This window comes from Pseudomonas corrugata, from assembly GCF_050920615.1.
GTDB classification, from domain to species: Bacteria; Pseudomonadota; Gammaproteobacteria; order Pseudomonadales; family Pseudomonadaceae; genus Aquipseudomonas; species Aquipseudomonas corrugata.
The window spans coordinates 1221338-1238514 of record NZ_CP130434.1 but is presented as its reverse complement, the minus strand read 5'-3'; the positions used below and the strand labels follow the sequence as shown (position 1 = coordinate 1238514).

The following is a 17177-nucleotide window of genomic DNA, read 5'->3' as shown; positions in this document are numbered from 1 at the left end:
GATGCTTCTCCTTACAAATAGCCTGTCTGGTTCCGAGGTCGCTCCCACGCTGAGCATGGGAACGAGCCGCTGATTGCTCAGCGGCTCGTCGGGTCTGTTACTGCTTGCCTTGCTTGTCGATCAGCGCGGCCAGGGCTTCATATTCGTCCGGCAGCAGATCGGTCAGCGGTGTGCGCACGGGACCGGCGTCGTAGCCGACGATCTTCGCGCCCGCCTTGACGATGCTCACGGCATAACCGGCCTTGCGGTTGCGGATATCCAGGTACGGCAGGAAGAAGTCATCGATGATCTTGCCAACAGTGGCGTGATCGTCGCGGGCGATGGCGTTGTAGAAGTCCATCGCGGTTTTCGGGATGAAGTTGAACACCGCCGAGGAATAGACCGGCACGCCCAGGGCCTTGTAGGCCGCAGCGTAGACTTCAGCGGTCGGCAGGCCACCCAGGTAGCTGAAGCGATCGCCGAGGCGACGACGGATCGACACCATCAACTCGATATCGCCCAGGCCATCCTTGTAGCCGATCAGGTTCGGGCAACGCTCGGCCAGTTGTTCGAGCAGCACGGCGTTCAGGCGGCAGACGTTGCGGTTGTAGACCACCACGCCGATCTTCACCGATTTGCACACGGCTTCAACGTGGGCGGCAACGCCGTCCTGGCTGGCTTCGGTCAGGTAGTGCGGCAACAGCAAGAGGCCTTTGGCACCCAGGCGCTCGGCCTCTTGGGCGTATTCGATAGCCTGGCGCGTCGCACCGCCGACACCGGCGAGGATTGGCACGCTGGTGGCACAGGTGTCGACAGCCGTCTTGATGACCTGGGAATACTCGCTGGCGGCCAGGGAGAAAAACTCCCCCGTACCACCGGCTGCGAACAGGGCCGAGGCACCGTACGGAGCCAGCCACTCGAGGCGCTTGATGTAGCTGTCGCGATTGAAATCGCCTTGAGCAGTGAAATCGGTGACCGGGAACGACAGCAGGCCAGACGAGAGGATGGACTTCAGTTCTTGTGGATTCATTATTCGAACACCCTGGGACGCAAAATTGTGTTTGAGAGAGATAAGCTTCGGCCAGAAGTTGTAGGTCATCGTACAACTTAAAATACGAACGTCAACTGCATTTCGTCATCGAGGGGGAAAAAGTCCGGCGAGCCGTTCATCCGCACTGTCGACTTTGACAGTTTTACCTCGTCAGGCTTTGTCCTAAAAAAGCCTGACCGCACGGTCGATCCCTCAAGGAGTGACACTATGAGCACCTATAAAAAGCCTGTTCTCGTCCGGTTCCCGGACACAGACGAAGTCACCATCGATCTGGCGGAACTGGAGGGCGGGTTGAAATTCACAATCCCGGACCTGGACAAGATCGGATACGAGTGGGAAGTCGCCCCGCTACTCGGCTCGGAACCCGTTGAATGGTCCGATCGAAAGTCCCTGGCCACCTATGACGACGAGGGCAACGCCCAGAAACTCACCGAACTGGAACTGACCGTGCCCAAGGCCAGGCTGGAAAAGTATCGTGGCCAGGTAGTCGAACTGCGCTATCGGTATTTCAGCGAGTCCGATGACTATGGCGATGAGATGGTTTCGGCGCCGGTTCGCTTGAAGGTCAAGTAAGGTTCTCCAGCTCATGCTGCTGGTACGTCGCCATGGACGTAGACCACCCTGTGGCGAGGGGATTTATCCCCGCTGGGCTGCGCAGCAGACCCAACCCTGACACCTCGGTGCGTCAGAGGGACGGCATCGCTACTTTTGGGGCCGCTACGCAGCCCAACGGGGCGGTGCAACGTTTCGCTAAATCCCCTCGCCACAGGGGTTCTCGGGGATCAGCCGTGCGCTTGCGCTTCTTCATGGGCCTGGCGCAGCCGCTCGCGGCTGTTGGTCAGGTGCAGACGCATGGCCGCACGGGCGGCGTCGGAGTCCTGGCGGGCGATGGCCTCGTAGATTTCCTCGTGCTCGCGGCTCAGGCGGTCCATGTAGTGTTGCTGGTCGTCATGGGCCAGGCGCGCCGAATTCACCCGGGTGCGCGGGATGATGCTGGTGCCCAGGTGGGTCATGATGTCGGTGAAATAGCGGTTGCCCGTGGACAGGGCGATTTCCAGATGGAAAGCGAAGTCCGAGGCCACCGCATCGGTGGCGTGAGCGGCACTTTCGTTCAGTGCGTCAAGGGCGGCGCGCATCGCTGCCAGTTGCTCGTCGCTGCGGCGCTGGGCTGCGAGCCCGGCGGACTCCACTTCCAGGCTGATGCGCAACTCCAGAATCGCCAGCACATCGCGCAAGGTGACTACCGTGGCCGGGTCGATCCGAAAACCGCTCGGGCTGGGCGTGTCCAGCACGAATGTGCCGATGCCGTGGCGGGTTTCCACCTGGCCGGCCGCCTGCAAGCGGGAAATCGCTTCGCGTACCACGGTGCGGCTGACGCCATGGGCTTCCATGATCGCCGACTCGGTGGGCAACTTGTCGCCTCGCTTGAGCAGGCCGTCACGGATCTGCTCGGTCAACACCGTCACCAACTCCTGCGCCAGGCTGCGGCGCTTACGGGGAAAGCGCGGTACGTCGATCGGTTTTTCCATGGGACTCTTTCTCGGCAAGCGATTGAATACGCATCATCATAGCGTAACGCGGTTGTATGATCACTGTGTTCCCTGCCGGCCTTCTCAGGGATTGCTGGTTGTGGCGAGGGAATTTATCCCCGTTGGGCGCGGAGCGCCCCATCAAATACAACCATCAATCCACATCGGCTTTTGCTGGCAGGACAAGGTCTGCTGCGCAGCCCAGCGGGGCGGTGCGACGTTTCGCTCCCCCCCTCGCCACAATACTGCACAACTGGCCATCAGGTGACTTCAGCCCGCTCCAGCAGTTGGCCATTTTCGATACGTACATGTCGCGGATGGAACCGTTTCAAACTGCTTCGGTGGCCGACGCTGACGATGCTCAACCCCGGCAACTGATCGATGAGCGCCTGGTACAGCGTGCCCTCATCCTCTTCGTCCATCGCCGAGGTGGCTTCATCCATGTACAACCATTGCGGTGCATAGAGCAACGCGCGGGCAAAGGCCAGGCGCTGTTGCTCCCCGGGGGAGAGCATGCGCTGCCAGTGGTTGCTTTCATCCAGGCGCGCGATCAGGTGCGGCAGACGGCAGGTCTCGAGTACCTGTGCATAACGTTCGTTGGGGTAGATATCGCCAGGCTGTGGATAACTCAGCACTTCCCGCAGGCTGCCAATCGGCAGATAGGGTTTCTGCGGCAGGAACAGATAACGTGCCGCCGGCAGCACAATGCGTCCGCGGCCTCTGGACCACAAGTGCCCCATCGCCCGGAACAACGTGGATTTGCCACTACCGGAACGGCCGCTGAGCATCACCCGCTCGCCCGGCTCGATGGTCATGTCGGCGTTGCTGAGCAGATGCCGACCGTCGGCCACATCCAGCCCCAGGTGCTGCACGCTCAACAGGCTGCCCTGGTTCTCCACGCCGATGGCCGGTACGCGCTCTTCGTTGTCGCTCATGGCCTGGCGGAAACTCAGCAGACGATCGCAGGTGGCGCGCCATGCGGCCAGGTCGGTATAAGCACTGATGAACCAGCTGAAACTCTCCTGCACGTTACCGAACGCCGAGTTGATCTGCATGAGTTCGCCCAGCTGGATCTTGCCGGCGAAGTAACGCGGCGCCGCCACCATGAACGGGAAGATGATCGCGATCTGGCTGTAGCCGGAGGTGAAGAACGTCAGGCGCTTGGATACCCGCATGATGTCCCAGAAGTTATGCCAGACCAGTCCGAAACGACCGCTCAAGCGCCGGTTTTCGTTGGGTTCGCCGTTGTACAGCGCAATGCTCTCGGCATTCTCGCGCACTCGCACCATGGAAAAGCGCAGGTCGGCTTCGAAGCGCTGCTGGTTGTTGTTCAGGCCGATCAGGCGACGGCCGATCAGGTGCGTCAGCCAACTGCCCACCGCCGCGTACACCAACGCGCACCAGAACATATAACCGGGAATGGTATAGCCGAACACCTCAATGCTGCCCGACACCCCCCACAGGATGATTGAGAACGACACCAGGCTGACCACGTTGCGCAGCAAGCCCAGCCCCAGGCCCAAGGTATTGCTGGTGAAGCTGTTGAGGTCTTCGGAAATCCGCTGGTCCGGGTTGTCGGTGTAGCCCCCCTGCTCCAGCTGGTAGTAATTCTTGTTGTCGAGCCAACGGGCAAAATGCTGCTCGGTCAACCAGGCCCGCCAGCGGATGGTGAGCATCTGCGTGAGGTACAAGCGGTACACCGCTCCCAGGATTGCCACCGCGGCGATGCCGCAGAAGTACAGGATCAACTGCCAGAACGCCGCGCTGTTCTTTTCTTGCAGGGCGTTGTAGAAATCCTTGTACCAACTGTTGATCCACACCGAAATCGCCACGCTGAACAGCGACAGCGCGATGACGGCGATCAACAGCGTCCAGGCCTTGCCCTTCTCCTCACTGCGCCAGTAAGGCGTGGTCATGTGCCAGACACGGCGGAAAAACTGCCCGCGCACTGCATCGTTGACCGCGGAATATTCAGCGTTCTGATTCATGGTTAAAGCTCAATAAAGAGAAAGATTCGGGCCGATCATAGAGCAACGGCCCGATGTGCCGCGAGGGGGTGGACCACATCCGTTCAGCACAGGTTCAGCGACGCACGGGCCGCTTCTGCAATTTGCGCTGCAAGGTGCGCCGGTGCATGCCCAGTGCGCGGGCGGTGGCGGAAATGTTGCCCTCATGTTCGGTCAGCACCCGCTGGATGTGCTCCCATTGCAGTCGATCCACCGACATGGGGTTTTCCGGTACCAGGGTGTCGAGGTCGGCGTGCTCGGACAGCAGCGCGGCCAGCACGTCATCGGCATCCGCCGGTTTGCACAGGTAATTGCAGGCGCCGCGCTTGATGGCTTCGACCGCCGTGGCGATGCTCGAATAACCGGTGAGGATCACCACACGCATCTCCGGGTCCAGCTCCAACAGCTTGGGCAGCAGCACCAGGCCCGAGTCGCCGTCCATCTTCAGGTCCAGGGCAGCATAGTCCGGCAGGTCGGCCTGGGCGATGGTCAGGCCCTCCTCGGCGGAGCCGGCGGTGCTCACGCGAAAACCGCGACGGGACATCGCCCGGGCCATGACGCGGGTAAACGTGGCGTCATCATCCACCAGCAACAGGTGCGGCAGTTCTTCGCCATCGACTTGGATCTCGTCACTCATGTTCGTCTCCTCGGTCGGCATGGGGCAGGCGCAGCTCGGTGAGCGTACCGCCGCTCTCATGGGGGTAGAGTTTCACCGAGCCGCCAGCGCGTGTCACGCTCGCCTTGCTCAAAAACAGGCCCAGGCCCAGGCCTTTGCCCTTGGTGGTATAGAACGGCTTGCCGATCTGCTCGGCGATGGCCAGCGGCACACCGGCACCGTGGTCGCGAATGCTGATGATCAATTCGTAGGCATTCCAGTCCAGCGCCACCTCCATGCCTTCGGGGCAGGCATCGGCAGCGTTGTTCAACAGGTTCAGCAACGCCTGGGTCAAGTCCGGTGGCGGCGCCATGCGCGGCACGGGGCCGTAGCCCAGGCACCGAAAGCGATAACTGGCCTCCGGGCGCATCAGGTGCCAGCGATTGAGGGCTTCGTCGAGCCAGTCGGTGACGTCCTGCATGTCGATCGCCAGCCGGCGGTTGGCCTCGGCGGCGCGCACCAGGTATTGCAGGGTCTCCTTGCAGAGCTTGACCTGATCCTGCAGCACACTGAGGTCGTCCTGCAACAGCGGGTCGGGATGATCCTGTTGCATCTCCTTGAGCAGCACGCTCATGGTCGCCAGCGGTGTGCCCAGCTCATGGGCGGCGCCGGCGGCCTGGGTAGCCACGGCCAGCAGTTGTTCGTCCCGCAGGCCTTCTTCACGACGGATCGCCCGCAGCTCCTCCTGGCGACGAAGCTCCTCGGCCATGCGCGCGGCGAAAAACGTGATGACCGCCGCGGCCAGGGCGAAACTCAGCCACATACCGTAGATCTGCAAGTTTTCCCGGGCGATCGGGAAAGTTTCCAGGGGATAGAACCGCGCCAGCAACAGGGTGTACAGCGCCAGGGCGATACCGGAAAGAATCAGCGAATAACGCCACGGCAATGTCACTGCGGCAATGGTCAGCGGCACCAGGTAATAAGACACGAAAGGGTTGGTCGAACCGCCAGAGAAATACAGCAAAGCACTGTGGATAAACAAGTCGCAGGCCAGTTGCACCGCGTACTCCAGCTCCGTCACCGGCCACGAGGCGCGCAGCCGAATGGCCGTCAGCGCACACAACACCGAGGCGCACACCAGGGTAATCGCCAGTTGCAGCCAGGGCAGCGGCAACAGCTGGAACCAATAGGCGAGCCCCACGGACCCGGCCTGGGCCGCAAGGACCAGGATACGGATGAACGTCAGCCGCCAGAGATTCTGGCGTGAGGCGGAAGTCATTTGCAAAGGGGCGAGCATGAGCTCTCCTGATGAGTGCTCCAGGCGAATCGCACGGAGTATAACCAAGGCGCGGGTTGCAGAGGCAGCTATGCGGCAAAGCGCCACAGCCTCTGAACGCTGCCTATCACCTTGTGGCGAGGGGATCTTCATTGGCCTCATGCATCTGTATAGAAGTTGTAACTGGGCGAACCACACCACAAACGCTAGAGTCTTATCGTTCACGCAGGCCCGGACCTTACCCCTGCACATCATCCCAAGGAGCTTTCATGCACACGTTCAGTCGCCCCGCCGCCCTCCTCGCCCTCAGCCTCGGCACCGTCGCCAGCCTGCCGGCCCTGGCCGCCGATGAACTGCACTACAACCAGATTTCCCTGCGCGCCGAAGCCAGCCAGGAAGTGGCCCGTGACCTGATGATCGTCACGCTCTACACCGAAGAACAAAACACCGACCCGGCCAAACTCGCCGCCGCCGTCAGCACCAGGCTGAACAAAGCCATCGGCCAGGCCAAGCAGGTCAAGGACATCACCCTGCGCCAGGGCAGCCGCAACAGCTATCCGATCTACGACAGCAAGGGCCAGAAAATCACCGGCTGGCGCGAACGCGCCGAACTACGCCTGGAAAGCGCCGACTTCGCCGCCCTGTCCAAACTCACTGGCGAACTGTTGACCGACATGAAAATGGGCGGCATGGACTTCGCCATCTCCACCGCCACCCGCCAGAGCAGCGAAGACGCCCTGCTCAAGGACGCCGTCAACGCCTTCAAGGCCCGCGCCCAACTGGCCACCGAAGCCCTGGGTGGCAAGGGCTACAAAATCGTCAACCTGAACCTCAACACCAACGGTTATCCGCAGCCCTACCTGCGCGCACCGATGATGATGAAGGCCGGGGCCATGGATGCCGAGTCCGTCACACCTGAAGTGGAAGCGGGCACCAGCAAGGTGAGCATGACGGCGGATGGGGCGATTGAGGTGTTGATGCAGTGATGTAAGGAGTACTCAGCCAGTTTTCTCTACTGGCTGAACCCTGTCCTTGTGGCGAGGGAGCTTGCTCCCGCTGGGCTGCGCAGCAGACCCCGAACCTGACACCTCGGTGTGTCAGATGAACTGAGTGGCTGCTTTTGGGGCTGCTTCGCAGCCCAGCGGGAGCAAGCTCCCTCGCCACAAGGGCCGTCCGTGCTACACCTCGACCGAACTGGCCGGCACTTCAAGCTGATCCAGCGCCTTGTCCACCAGCAACTGACACAACTCCACCAACTGATGAATCCCCAGCGCCACACTACGGCGCGTGCCATCCACCTCGAAGGCCAGATCCTCGGCCATGGCCTTTACCGAGGCCAGGGTTTCGCAGGTGCTGGTCAATAGCGTGTCGGCGTCCGCTTTGGCGGTCACGGAGAACAGGCTGTCGATGCGCGGATCGGTGGGTGGCTCTGGCGACTTGGGTTTGAGGTAGTGGCCCAAGGCACGCTCGGCGGCGCGGTCCTTGAGTAAATCTTCGACGGCGTCGAAGTCTGATAGCGGATGGGTTCTATTGAAGTTTGGTTCGGCCTTTCCTTCATTCATGTGCATGCTCCCGATGAAATTGGAGCCATCACTTGCCGTTATGGTCGTGAGGCTTACGACCTACTAATTTCAGGTTTCCACTCCTGGTCACTGGTTCGCAGCGACAGGCAAAAGGTTAGGGAGCCCACTTCCGAGGGGCAACCCTAAAAAGCCGTGGGATGTTTCCCTTCGGTCCAGAAGATCCTTCCGATGCACCTGAATGATTCGCGCTGCCTCCAGCCCTACCGCAACACCGTGGCGAGGGAGCTTGCTCCCGCTGGGCTGCGAAGCAGACCCGAAGCTGACACCTCCGCGTGTCAGACAGGCAGCGTCGCTGCTTTTGGGGCCGCTTCGCAGCCCAGCGGGAGCGAGCTCCCTCGCCACAGGACAGCATCCAACCTGCGGCTATGCCCAAAGCCAGGGGTCCCCCTCACTTTTGGATATTTCCAACCATCCCCACTACACAGCTACTCTCCATGAAAACCGTCACCACGCCCCAAGGGATTTCATGGACAGAACCACTTTCCAACCATTGCTGCTCACCCTCGCCCTGATCGGCTGCGCCCCGCTGGCCCAGGCCGCCACTACCCTGGTCTACTGCTCCGAAGCCAGCCCCGCCGGGTTCGACCCCAGCCAGTACACCAGTGGCACCGACTTCGACGCCTCGGCCGAAACCGTCTTCAATCGCCTCACCCAGTTCAAGCGCGGCGGCACCGAAGTCGAACCGGGGTTGGCGACGAGCTGGGACGTCTCCGCCGATGGCCTGGTCTACACCTTCCATCTGCGCGGCGGTGTGAAGTTCCACACCACCGACTATTTCACCCCCACCCGCGACTTCAACGCCGACGACGTGGTGTTCACCTTCCAGCGCCTGCTCGATCCGCAACAGCCGTTCCGCCAGGCCTACCCGACCGAGTCGCCCTACTTCACCGACATGGGCCTGAACACCACGATCAAGAACGTCGAAAAAGTCGACGAGCACACCGTGCGCTTCAACCTGAACAACGTCGACGCCGCGTTCGTGCAGAACCTGGCGATGAGTTTCGCCTCCGTGCAGTCCGCCGAATACGCGGCGCAGTTGTTGAAGGAAGGCAAGGCCGGCGACCTCAATCAGAAACCCGTCGGCACCGGCCCGTTCGTGTTCAAGCGCTACCAGAAGGACTCGCAGATCCGCTACGCCGCCAACACGGCCTACTGGAAACCCGAGGATGTGAGAATCGATAACCTGATCTTTTCCATCACCCCCGACGCCGCCGTGCGCCTGCAAAAGCTCAAGCGCAACGAATGCCAGGTCAGCGGCTACCCGCGTCCGGCGGACATCGAAGTGATGGAACAGGACCCGAACCTGCAAGTGCTCAAGCAACCGGGATTCAACCTGGGTTTCCTCGCCTACAACGTCACGCACCCGCCCCTGGACCAGCTCAAGGTCCGCCAGGCGCTGGACATGGCCATCGATAAACCGGCGATCATCAAAGCCGTGTACCAGAGCGCCGGACAACTGGCCCAGAACGCCCTGCCACCGGCCCAGTGGTCATTCGACCCGGCCATCAAGGATGCGCCCCACGACGTGACCAAGGCCAAGGCGCTACTCAAGGAAGCCGGGGTGGCGCCAGGTACCACCATCAATTTATGGGCAATGACGGTGCAACGCGCCTCCAACCCCAACGCGCGGATGTCGGCGCAAATGATCCAGCAGGACTGGGCGAAAATCGGCATCAAGGCCAACATCGTCAGCTATGAGTGGGGGGAGTACATCAAGCGCGCCAAGAATGGCGAGCACGACGCGATGATCTACGGCTGGACCGGCGACAACGGCGACCCCGACAACTGGCTTGGCGTGCTCTACAGTTGCGCGGCGGTCAAAGGCAGCAACTACGCGAAGTGGTGCGACCCAGCCTACGACAAGCTGATCCAGCAAGCCAAGGTCTCGACCGACCGCCAGCAGAGAATCGATCTGTACCGGCAGGCGCAACGGATTCTCAAGCAACAGGTGCCCATTACGCCGATTGCCAACTCCACGGTGTTCCAGCCAATAAACAAGAAAGTCGTGGATTTCAAACTCAGCCCGTTTGGCCTTACCCCCTTCTACGGCGTGGGTTTGCAGCAGTAAAACCCGCCCCAACCCGGTGCGCGACACCTCCGACGCGCACCGATTCAAAGCATCGTTTGCACCAAAAAAGCCGGCGCAAACGATCAACTGCGTCAGAACTTACACAGATGCGACATTAAGGTACGTTCGTGCCACTGTTTCAGATTTGGAACCGCTCTGGATCTTGCATTGGGTATGGGGCCTGCATAAGTATCCGCAGGACGACTCACGAGGTCGCCCTCAAATCCAAAAATGACAACAAATCATGAGGCCAACATGCTTAAACACGCGGTCATTCCGTTTTTAGTCGGCGCAAGCTTATTAGCCAGCGCACCCTTCGCCTCCGCTGCGACTAACCTGGTGTTCTGCTCCGAAGGCAGCCCGGCTGGCTTCGACCCGGGTCAATACACCACCGGAACCGACTTCGACGCCTCAGCCGAGACCATCTTCAACCGTCTGACCCAGTTCGAGCGTGGCGGCACCGCCGTGATCCCGGGCCTGGCGACCAAGTGGGACATTTCCGAAGACGGTCTCACCTACACCTTCCATCTGCGCGATGGTGTCAAGTTCCATACGACCCCGTACTTCAAGCCGACCCGTACCTTCAACGCCGACGACGTGCTGTTCACATTCAACCGCATGATCAACAAGGACGATCCGTTCCGTAAGGCGTACCCGACCGAATTCCCGTACTTCACCGACATGGGCATGGACACCAACATCGCCAAGGTCGAGAAGCTCGACGACAAGACCGTCAAGTTCACCCTCAACGCTGTCGATGCCGCGTTCATCCAGAACATGGCGATGCACTTCGCGTCCATCCAGTCCGCCGAATACGCCGCCCAGTTGCTCAAGGAAGGCAAGCCTTCCGATATCAACCAGAAGCCGATCGGCACCGGTCCGTTCGTGTTCAAGAGCTACCAGAAAGACTCGAACATCCGCTTCACCGGCAACAAGGACTACTGGCTTCCGGAAGACGTGAAGATCGACAACCTGATCTTCGCCATCACCACCGACCCGTCGGTGCGTATCCAGAAGCTGAAGAAGAACGAATGCCAGATCACCCTCTTCCCGCGCCCTGCCGACTTGCAGGCCATCCGTGAAGACAAGAACCTGAAGATGCCGGACCAGCCAGGCTTCAACCTGGGCTACATCGCCTACAACGTGATGGACAAGATCAAGGGCAGCGACCAGCCCAACCCGATGGCCCAGTTGAAAGTGCGTCAGGCACTGGACATGGCCGTCAACAAGCAGCAGATCATCGACTCGGTATACCAGGGCGCCGGCCAACTGGCGGTCAACGCCATGCCGCCGACCCAGTGGTCCTATGACACCACCATCAAGGATGCGCCGTACAATCCTGAGAAAGCCAAGCAGTTGCTCAAGGAAGCGGGCATCAAGGAAGGTACCGAAATCACCCTGTGGGCGATGCCGGTGCAGCGTCCGTACAACCCCAACGCCAAGCTGATGGCTGAAATGCTGCAGTCCGACTGGGCCAAGATCGGCATCAAGGCCAAGATCGTCACCTACGAGTGGGGCGAGTACATCAAGCGTTCCAAGGGCGGCGAGAACGGCGCGATGCTGATCGGCTGGAGCGGCGATAACGGTGACCCGGACAACTGGCTCAACGTGCTGTTCGGTTGCGACTCGCTGCAGGGCAACAACTTCTCCAAGTGGTGCGACAAGAAGTTCGACGACATCGTCAAGCAGGCCAAGCGCACTTCGGACCAGTCCAAGCGCACCGAGCTGTACAAGCAGGCGCAACACATCCTCAAGGATGCCGTGCCGATGACACCTATCGCTCACTCGACGGTGTTCCAACCCATGCGCACCAATGTGCAGGACTTCAAGATCAGCCCATTCGGCTTGAACTCCTTCTACGGTGTCAGCGTCAGCAAATAAGGTGTTCAACGGCGGCGTCTCCTGACGGCGCCGTTGTTTTATCTGCCAAGACCCAGGAAATCGCCTAAGTCCAAAACATCTGCGCAGCGCGGCAGCTGGTTGAGGACGTACCGCCCTTTCTCACAAGTCTTTCAGGCGTTACGCATTTACTGCCAGACCCACGGCTCCTACCGTTGGGACCCGGCAGACCTGCCGACCCTGCGGCATCGCTGTATGCAATGGAATGAGCTCAGTGCCCCGGACCTGTCCCCGGATGGACGCCGGTTCACTGTCAAACACCCCGAACAAAAGAGGGAGCGTCATGCGCCATACCCTGGTTTTATCTACATTGCTGAGTACCGGCCTGCTGGCCGCGACATCCGTGGCCCAGGCCGCCGCCGGCGGTAGCCTGGTGTTCTGCTCCGAAGGCAGCCCCGCCGGTTTCGACACGGCGCAATACACCACCGCCACCGACAACGATGCCGCCGAGCCGCTGTACAACCGCCTGGCCGAGTTTGAAAAGGGCGCGACCAATGTCGTACCGGGCCTTGCGACGAGTTGGGATATTTCCGAAGACGGCCTGAAATACACGTTCCACCTGCGCGAAGGCGTGAAATTCCATAGCACCGACTACTTCAAGCCGACCCGGGACTTCAACGCCGACGACGTGCTGTTCACCTTCAACCGCATGCTTGACCCGCAGCATCCATTTCGCAAGGCCTACCCCACCGAATTCCCCTACTTCAATGGCATGAGCCTGAACAAGAACATCGCCAAGGTGGAGAAGGCCGGACCGCTGACCGTGGTCATGACGCTCAACAGTGTCGATGCAGCCTTCATCCAGAACATCGCCATGAGCTTTGCCGCGATCCTCTCGGCCGAGTACGCCGAGCAGTTGCTCAAGAATGGCAAGCCGAGCGACATCAACCAGAAGCCCATCGGCACCGGCCCGTTCGAGTTCAAGAGCTACCAGAAAGATTCCAATATCCGTTACGTCGCCAACCCGCACTATTGGGCGCCGGAACGGGTCAAGCTGAAGAACCTGATCTTCTCGATCAACACCGACGCCTCGGTGCGGGTGCAGAAGCTCAAGGCCAACGAATGCCAGGTCACCCTGCATCCACGTCCGGCCGATGTGCCGGCCTTGAAGAACGATCCCAAGCTGCAGTTGATCGAAAAGCCCGGTTTCAACCTTGGCTACATCGCTTATAACACTCGCCACAAGCCGTTCGACCAGGTCGAAGTGCGCCGCGCGTTGGACATGGCGGTGAATAAGCAGGCCATCCTCAACGCCGTGTACCAGGGCGCAGGGCAATTGGCGGTCAACGCCATGCCTCCGACCCAGTGGTCCTACGACGACACGATCAAGGACGCCGCCTACAACCCGGAAAAAGCCAAGGAGTTGCTCAAGGCCGCTGGGGTCAAGGAAGGCACCGAAATCACCCTCTGGGCCATGCCCGTGCAACGCCCGTATAACCCCAATGCCAAGCTGATGGCCGAGATGCTCCAGGCCGACTGGGCGAAGATCGGCTTGAAGGTGAAGATCGTCAGCTACGAATGGGGCGAGTACATCAAGCGCACCAAGAACGGTGAGCACGACATCAGCCTGATCGGCTGGACCGGCGACAACGGTGACCCGGACAACTGGCTGGGCACGCTGTACAGCTGTGACGCCATTGGCGGCAACAACTACTCCATGTGGTGCGACCAGGATTACGACAAGCTGATCAAACAGGCCAAGGTCGTCACCGACCGCGACCAGCGCACCGTGCTCTACAAACAGGCCCAGCAGTTGCTCAAGCAGCAAGTGCCGATCACCCCTGTTGCCCACTCGACGGTCAACCAGCCGCTGAGCGCCAAAGTCGAAGGATTCAAGGTCAGCCCCTTCGGTCGCAACGTGTTCTCGGGCGTCAGCCTGAACCCATAACCGATTAGTCCTACAGCGAGGCCCCCTTGGGGGCCTTACGCAGACGTCTTGCCGTAATTCGCCGATCAGGCCTTCTGCAAACGTTTGCGAACTGTATTCAGCAGCAAAACCGATAGCCGTATCACCAAAAAAGACCGGCGTTAATTAAGAAAGAAAAAGGAGCGTTACCCATGAAATTGAGCAGCACCGCGTTACTGGCCCTGGCCATCAGCAGCGTTACGGCCAGCGCCTACGCTGAATCTGTAAGTCAGGAGTTCGTACCTACCACTCTGGCTGGCAGCAGCGCCCAAAGCGAAGCTAAAGGTTTCATTGATGGGCAAAGCCTGAGCGGTACGACCCGCAACTGGTACGCCAATGAGTTGCGTCGCCGGGACGACCGGTTCAGCTACAAGCCAAACAGCGTCAAAAATGATCCTTCCGTGCCCCGGACCCCGATTTCCCGTCGCATCAACTGGGTGCAGGGCACCATCGTCAACTACACCTCCGGCTTTACCCAAGGTACCGTAGGTGTCAGCACGGAAGTGGCCGCCTACAACGCAATCGTGCTGGACCGTGATCGCAAGCACATTGCCGGTGGTTCGAACCGTACCCTGGCAGACTCCAACGGCGATGCCGTAGACCAGTGGAGCAAACTGGGTCTGGCCAACGTCAAGTTCCGTGTATCGAACACCACGTTGACCGCCGGCCGCCAGAACTTCAGCACGCCTATTGTCGACGTTATCGGTAACCGTCCATTGCCTTCCAGCTTTGAAGGCATCAGCCTGCACAGCGAAGAACTCAACAACCTGTCATTCGATGTCGCCGGATTCGACCGTGTTTCGCCACGAACCGAACAGAGCCTGTCGAAATTCCGCAGCGAATATTCCGCCACCGGCGTGGAAACCGATAAGGTCTACATGGGGGGGGTGAACTACCAGCCGTTCAAGAGCCTCAAAACCAGCCTGTATGGGGCCAATGTCGAAGACTTCTGGAACCAGTACTACTTCGGCGCCACCCACGAGTTGGGTGACAGCCAGGTAGTGAGCCTGACCACAAGCCTGAACTACTACAAGACCGTCGATGAAGGCAAAAAGCTGATGGGGGATATCGACAACGATACCTACTCCCTGTCGTTCGGTCTTACGCACCAAGCCCACAGCCTGACGTTCTCCTATCAGGAAGTGAACGGTGACGAATACTTCGACTACCTGCACGAAACCAACGGCATCTACCTGGCCAACTCCCTGCTGTCGGACTTCAACAGCCCGAATGAGAAGTCGTTCCAGATTGCCTATGGCATCAACATGGCCGAGTACGGCGTGCCAGGTCTGAAGTTCAATATCTACCAAGCACGCGGCTGGGGTATTGACGGTACTCATTACAAGGGCACGGCCTATACCGACCCAGGTGCCCAGCGCGGCGACCTGAGCCTGATGGACGGTGAAAGTCACTACGAATACGGCGTCGGCGCGTCTTATGCCGTGCAGAGCGGCCCGCTCAAGGCCACCGCGATTCGTGCCACCTACACGACCCACCGCGCCAGCGAACATCAGGCCGACGGCAACATCAATGAGTTCCGCCTGGTCACCACCATCCCGTTCAACATTCTGTAAACCCTGCGCCGGACGGTCGACTCACGAGGTCGGCCGTCCGGCTTTTGCCGTTTCACCGATTGCAGAGGATATGACGATGAACATGATCCCCCTACGCGCAGCCCTCGCCGCTGCGCTGCTGAGTGTCGCCGTTGGCGCCACGGCCAAACCCTTGGTGGTTTGTACAGAAGCCAGCCCGGAAGGCTTCGACATGGTCCAGTACACGACTGCAGTCACTGCCGACGCCGTGGCGGAAACCATTTTCAATCGCCTGGCCGATTTCAAGCCTGGCACCACCGAAGTGATTCCGGCCCTGGCCGAATCCTGGGACATCAGCGACGATGGCCTGACGTACACCTTCCACCTGCGCAAAGGCGTCAAGTTCCACACCACCGAATACTTCAAGCCAACCCGTGACATGAACGCCGACGATGTGGTCTGGAGCTTCCAGCGCCAGCTGGACCCGAATCATCCGTGGCACAAACTGTCGAGCGTGGGCTTCCCCTACTTTGAAAGCATGGGTTTCAAAGAGCTGTTGAAAAGCGTCGAGAAAGTCGACGAGCATACGGTCAAGTTCACCCTGACCCGCCGTGAAGCGCCATTCCTGGCCGACATCGCCATGGCCTTCTCCTCGATCTACCCGGCCGAATACGCCGACCAGTTGCTCAAGGCCAACAAGACCGGCGACCTCAACAGCAAGCCGGTCGGCACCGGGCCGTTCATCTTCCAGCGCTACAACAAGGACGCCCAGGTTCGCTTCAAGGCCAACCCGGATTACTTCCGCGGCAAGCCGCCGGCCGATGCACTGATACTGGCCATCGCCACCGACAACAATGTGCGCCTGCAGAAGCTCAAGGCCAATGAGTGTCAGGTCGCGCTGTACCCCAAGCCCGACGACATTCCGAGCATCAAGAAAGACCCCAACCTGAAAGTCGATGAACTGGACGCCATGACTGTGTCCTACGTCGCCATGAACACCCAACACAAGTACATGAGCGACGTACGGGTGCGCAAAGCCATCGACATCGCCTTCGACAAGGAAGCCTACGTCAACGCGCTGTTCGGCAAGGGCAACGCCAGCGTGGCGGTCAACCCCTACCCGCCGACACTGCTGGGTTTCAATCACGAGTTGAAGAACCCGCCCCGTGACCTGGACAAGGCCCGCCAGTTGCTCAAGGAAGCCGGCGTGCCGGAAGGCACCGTGTTCACCCTGTTCACCCGCAACGGCGGCGGCCCGACCAACCCCAACCCGATGCTCGGCGCGCAGATGATGCAGGCCGACCTGGCGAAGATCGGGATCAAGGTCGACATCCGCGTCATGGAATGGGGCGAAATGCTCAAGCGCGCGAAGAACGGCGAGCACGACATGGTGTCCGCCGGATGGGCGGGCGATAACGGCGACCCGGATAATTTCCTGACGCCTATGCTCAGTTGCGAGGCTGCGAAGAACGGCGAAAACTACGCCCGCTGGTGCAACGAGAAATTCCAGGCGCTGATCGACCAGGCCCGCGCCTCCGTGAACCCTGAAGAGCGGATCAAGCTCTATGAACAGGCCCAGGTGATTTTCAACCAGGACCAACCGTGGATCAGTATGGCCCACACCCGGATGTTCACGGCAATGCGCAAGAACGTAGAGGGCTACTCCATTAGCCCGCTCACCACCAACAACTTCGCCACCACCCAGGTGAAGTAGATAAGAAAGCGTCCGGTATCCCCTGATCAAAGGGGTGCC

Annotated in this window: 13 protein-coding genes; 7 read left to right on the top strand and 6 right to left on the bottom strand. The window is 60.2% G+C overall.

The annotated features are described in order from the left end of the window. Positions 1-97: 97 nt before the first annotated feature. Complete coding sequence (gene kdgD / locus QZH45_RS05410) at positions 98-1009, bottom strand: 5-dehydro-4-deoxyglucarate dehydratase (protein WP_024777463.1); 912 nt, start codon at positions 1007-1009, stop codon at positions 98-100. Positions 1010-1237: 228 nt separating this feature from the next. On the opposite strand from kdgD, the gene QZH45_RS05405 reads away from it, so the two are divergent. Next, positions 1238-1603 carry a hypothetical protein gene (locus tag QZH45_RS05405; RefSeq protein ID WP_055135911.1) on the top strand — a complete coding sequence of 122 codons (366 nt, stop codon included), beginning with the start codon at positions 1238-1240 and terminating at the stop codon, positions 1601-1603. 209 nt (positions 1604-1812) lie between these two features. Here QZH45_RS05405 and QZH45_RS05400 read toward each other — a convergent pair whose 3' ends face one another. From QZH45_RS05400 to QZH45_RS05385, 4 genes are all read right to left on the bottom strand, one after another. Further along, complete coding sequence (locus QZH45_RS05400) at positions 1813-2559, bottom strand: FadR/GntR family transcriptional regulator (RefSeq protein ID WP_024777461.1); 747 nt, start codon at positions 2557-2559, stop codon at positions 1813-1815. Positions 2560-2819: 260 nt separating this feature from the next. Continuing rightward, entirely contained in the window at positions 2820-4547 is a 1728-nt protein-coding gene (locus QZH45_RS05395) for an ABC transporter ATP-binding protein/permease (RefSeq protein ID WP_024777460.1), read from the bottom strand. Between the two features lie 94 nt (positions 4548-4641). Next, entirely contained in the window at positions 4642-5202 is a 561-nt protein-coding gene (locus QZH45_RS05390; RefSeq protein WP_003177957.1) for a response regulator transcription factor, read from the bottom strand. Further along, on the bottom strand, positions 5195-6457 hold the full coding sequence (locus QZH45_RS05385) for an ATP-binding protein (protein ID WP_024777459.1): 1263 nt from the start codon (positions 6455-6457) through the stop codon (positions 5195-5197). Before QZH45_RS05385 ends, QZH45_RS05390 begins: the two co-directional genes overlap by 8 nt. 248 nt (positions 6458-6705) lie before the next feature. On the opposite strand from QZH45_RS05385, the gene QZH45_RS05380 reads away from it, so the two are divergent. Further along, positions 6706-7422, top strand: a complete 717-nt coding sequence (locus QZH45_RS05380; RefSeq protein WP_053192510.1) for an SIMPL domain-containing protein — start codon at positions 6706-6708, stop codon at positions 7420-7422. Positions 7423-7614: 192 nt separating this feature from the next. Here QZH45_RS05380 and QZH45_RS05375 read toward each other — a convergent pair whose 3' ends face one another. Continuing rightward, positions 7615-7998 (bottom strand): DUF6124 family protein, encoded by a 384-nt coding sequence (locus QZH45_RS05375; protein WP_055135702.1) that lies wholly within the window; start codon positions 7996-7998, stop codon positions 7615-7617. 487 nt (positions 7999-8485) lie between these two features. Between QZH45_RS05375 and QZH45_RS05370 the strand changes: the two genes are divergently transcribed. The 5 genes from QZH45_RS05370 to QZH45_RS05350 all read left to right on the top strand — a co-directional run bounded on the left by QZH45_RS05370 (position 8486) and on the right by QZH45_RS05350 (position 17138). Further along, on the top strand, positions 8486-10087 hold the full coding sequence (locus QZH45_RS05370; protein WP_024777456.1) for an ABC transporter substrate-binding protein: 1602 nt from the start codon (positions 8486-8488) through the stop codon (positions 10085-10087). Positions 10088-10342: 255 nt separating this feature from the next. Beyond that, on the top strand, positions 10343-11968 hold the full coding sequence (locus QZH45_RS05365) for an ABC transporter substrate-binding protein (RefSeq protein ID WP_053192507.1): 1626 nt from the start codon (positions 10343-10345) through the stop codon (positions 11966-11968). Positions 11969-12269: 301 nt separating this feature from the next. Further along, the gene (locus QZH45_RS05360; RefSeq protein WP_069018458.1) at positions 12270-13874 is read left to right on the top strand and encodes an ABC transporter substrate-binding protein; all 1605 of its coding nucleotides are present in this window, start codon (positions 12270-12272) and stop codon (positions 13872-13874) included. A 170-nt stretch (positions 13875-14044) separates the two neighbouring features. After that, complete coding sequence (locus QZH45_RS05355) at positions 14045-15466, top strand: OprD family porin (protein WP_055135465.1); 1422 nt, start codon at positions 14045-14047, stop codon at positions 15464-15466. A 76-nt stretch (positions 15467-15542) separates the two neighbouring features. Beyond that, positions 15543-17138 carry an ABC transporter substrate-binding protein gene (locus QZH45_RS05350; protein WP_024777453.1) on the top strand — a complete coding sequence of 532 codons (1596 nt, stop codon included), beginning with the start codon at positions 15543-15545 and terminating at the stop codon, positions 17136-17138. Positions 17139-17177 lie beyond the last annotated feature (39 nt).

Coding starts and splice junctions, on each gene's coding strand:
- kdgD (WP_024777463.1), bottom strand. CDS start 1,009: ATGAATCCACAAGAACTGAAGTCCATCCTCTCGTCTGGCCTGCTGTCG.
- QZH45_RS05400 (WP_024777461.1), bottom strand. CDS start 2,559: ATGGAAAAACCGATCGACGTACCGCGCTTTCCCCGTAAGCGCCGCAGC.
- QZH45_RS05380 (WP_053192510.1), top strand. CDS start 6,706: ATGCACACGTTCAGTCGCCCCGCCGCCCTCCTCGCCCTCAGCCTCGGC.
- QZH45_RS05405 (WP_055135911.1), top strand. CDS start 1,238: ATGAGCACCTATAAAAAGCCTGTTCTCGTCCGGTTCCCGGACACAGAC.
- QZH45_RS05395 (WP_024777460.1), bottom strand. CDS start 4,547: ATGAATCAGAACGCTGAATATTCCGCGGTCAACGATGCAGTGCGCGGG.
- QZH45_RS05360 (WP_069018458.1), top strand. CDS start 12,270: ATGCGCCATACCCTGGTTTTATCTACATTGCTGAGTACCGGCCTGCTG.
- QZH45_RS05390 (WP_003177957.1), bottom strand. CDS start 5,202: ATGAGTGACGAGATCCAAGTCGATGGCGAAGAACTGCCGCACCTGTTG.
- QZH45_RS05365 (WP_053192507.1), top strand. CDS start 10,343: ATGCTTAAACACGCGGTCATTCCGTTTTTAGTCGGCGCAAGCTTATTA.
- QZH45_RS05385 (WP_024777459.1), bottom strand. CDS start 6,457: ATGCTCGCCCCTTTGCAAATGACTTCCGCCTCACGCCAGAATCTCTGG.
- QZH45_RS05375 (WP_055135702.1), bottom strand. CDS start 7,998: ATGAATGAAGGAAAGGCCGAACCAAACTTCAATAGAACCCATCCGCTA.
- QZH45_RS05355 (WP_055135465.1), top strand. CDS start 14,045: ATGAAATTGAGCAGCACCGCGTTACTGGCCCTGGCCATCAGCAGCGTT.
- QZH45_RS05370 (WP_024777456.1), top strand. CDS start 8,486: ATGGACAGAACCACTTTCCAACCATTGCTGCTCACCCTCGCCCTGATC.
- QZH45_RS05350 (WP_024777453.1), top strand. CDS start 15,543: ATGAACATGATCCCCCTACGCGCAGCCCTCGCCGCTGCGCTGCTGAGT.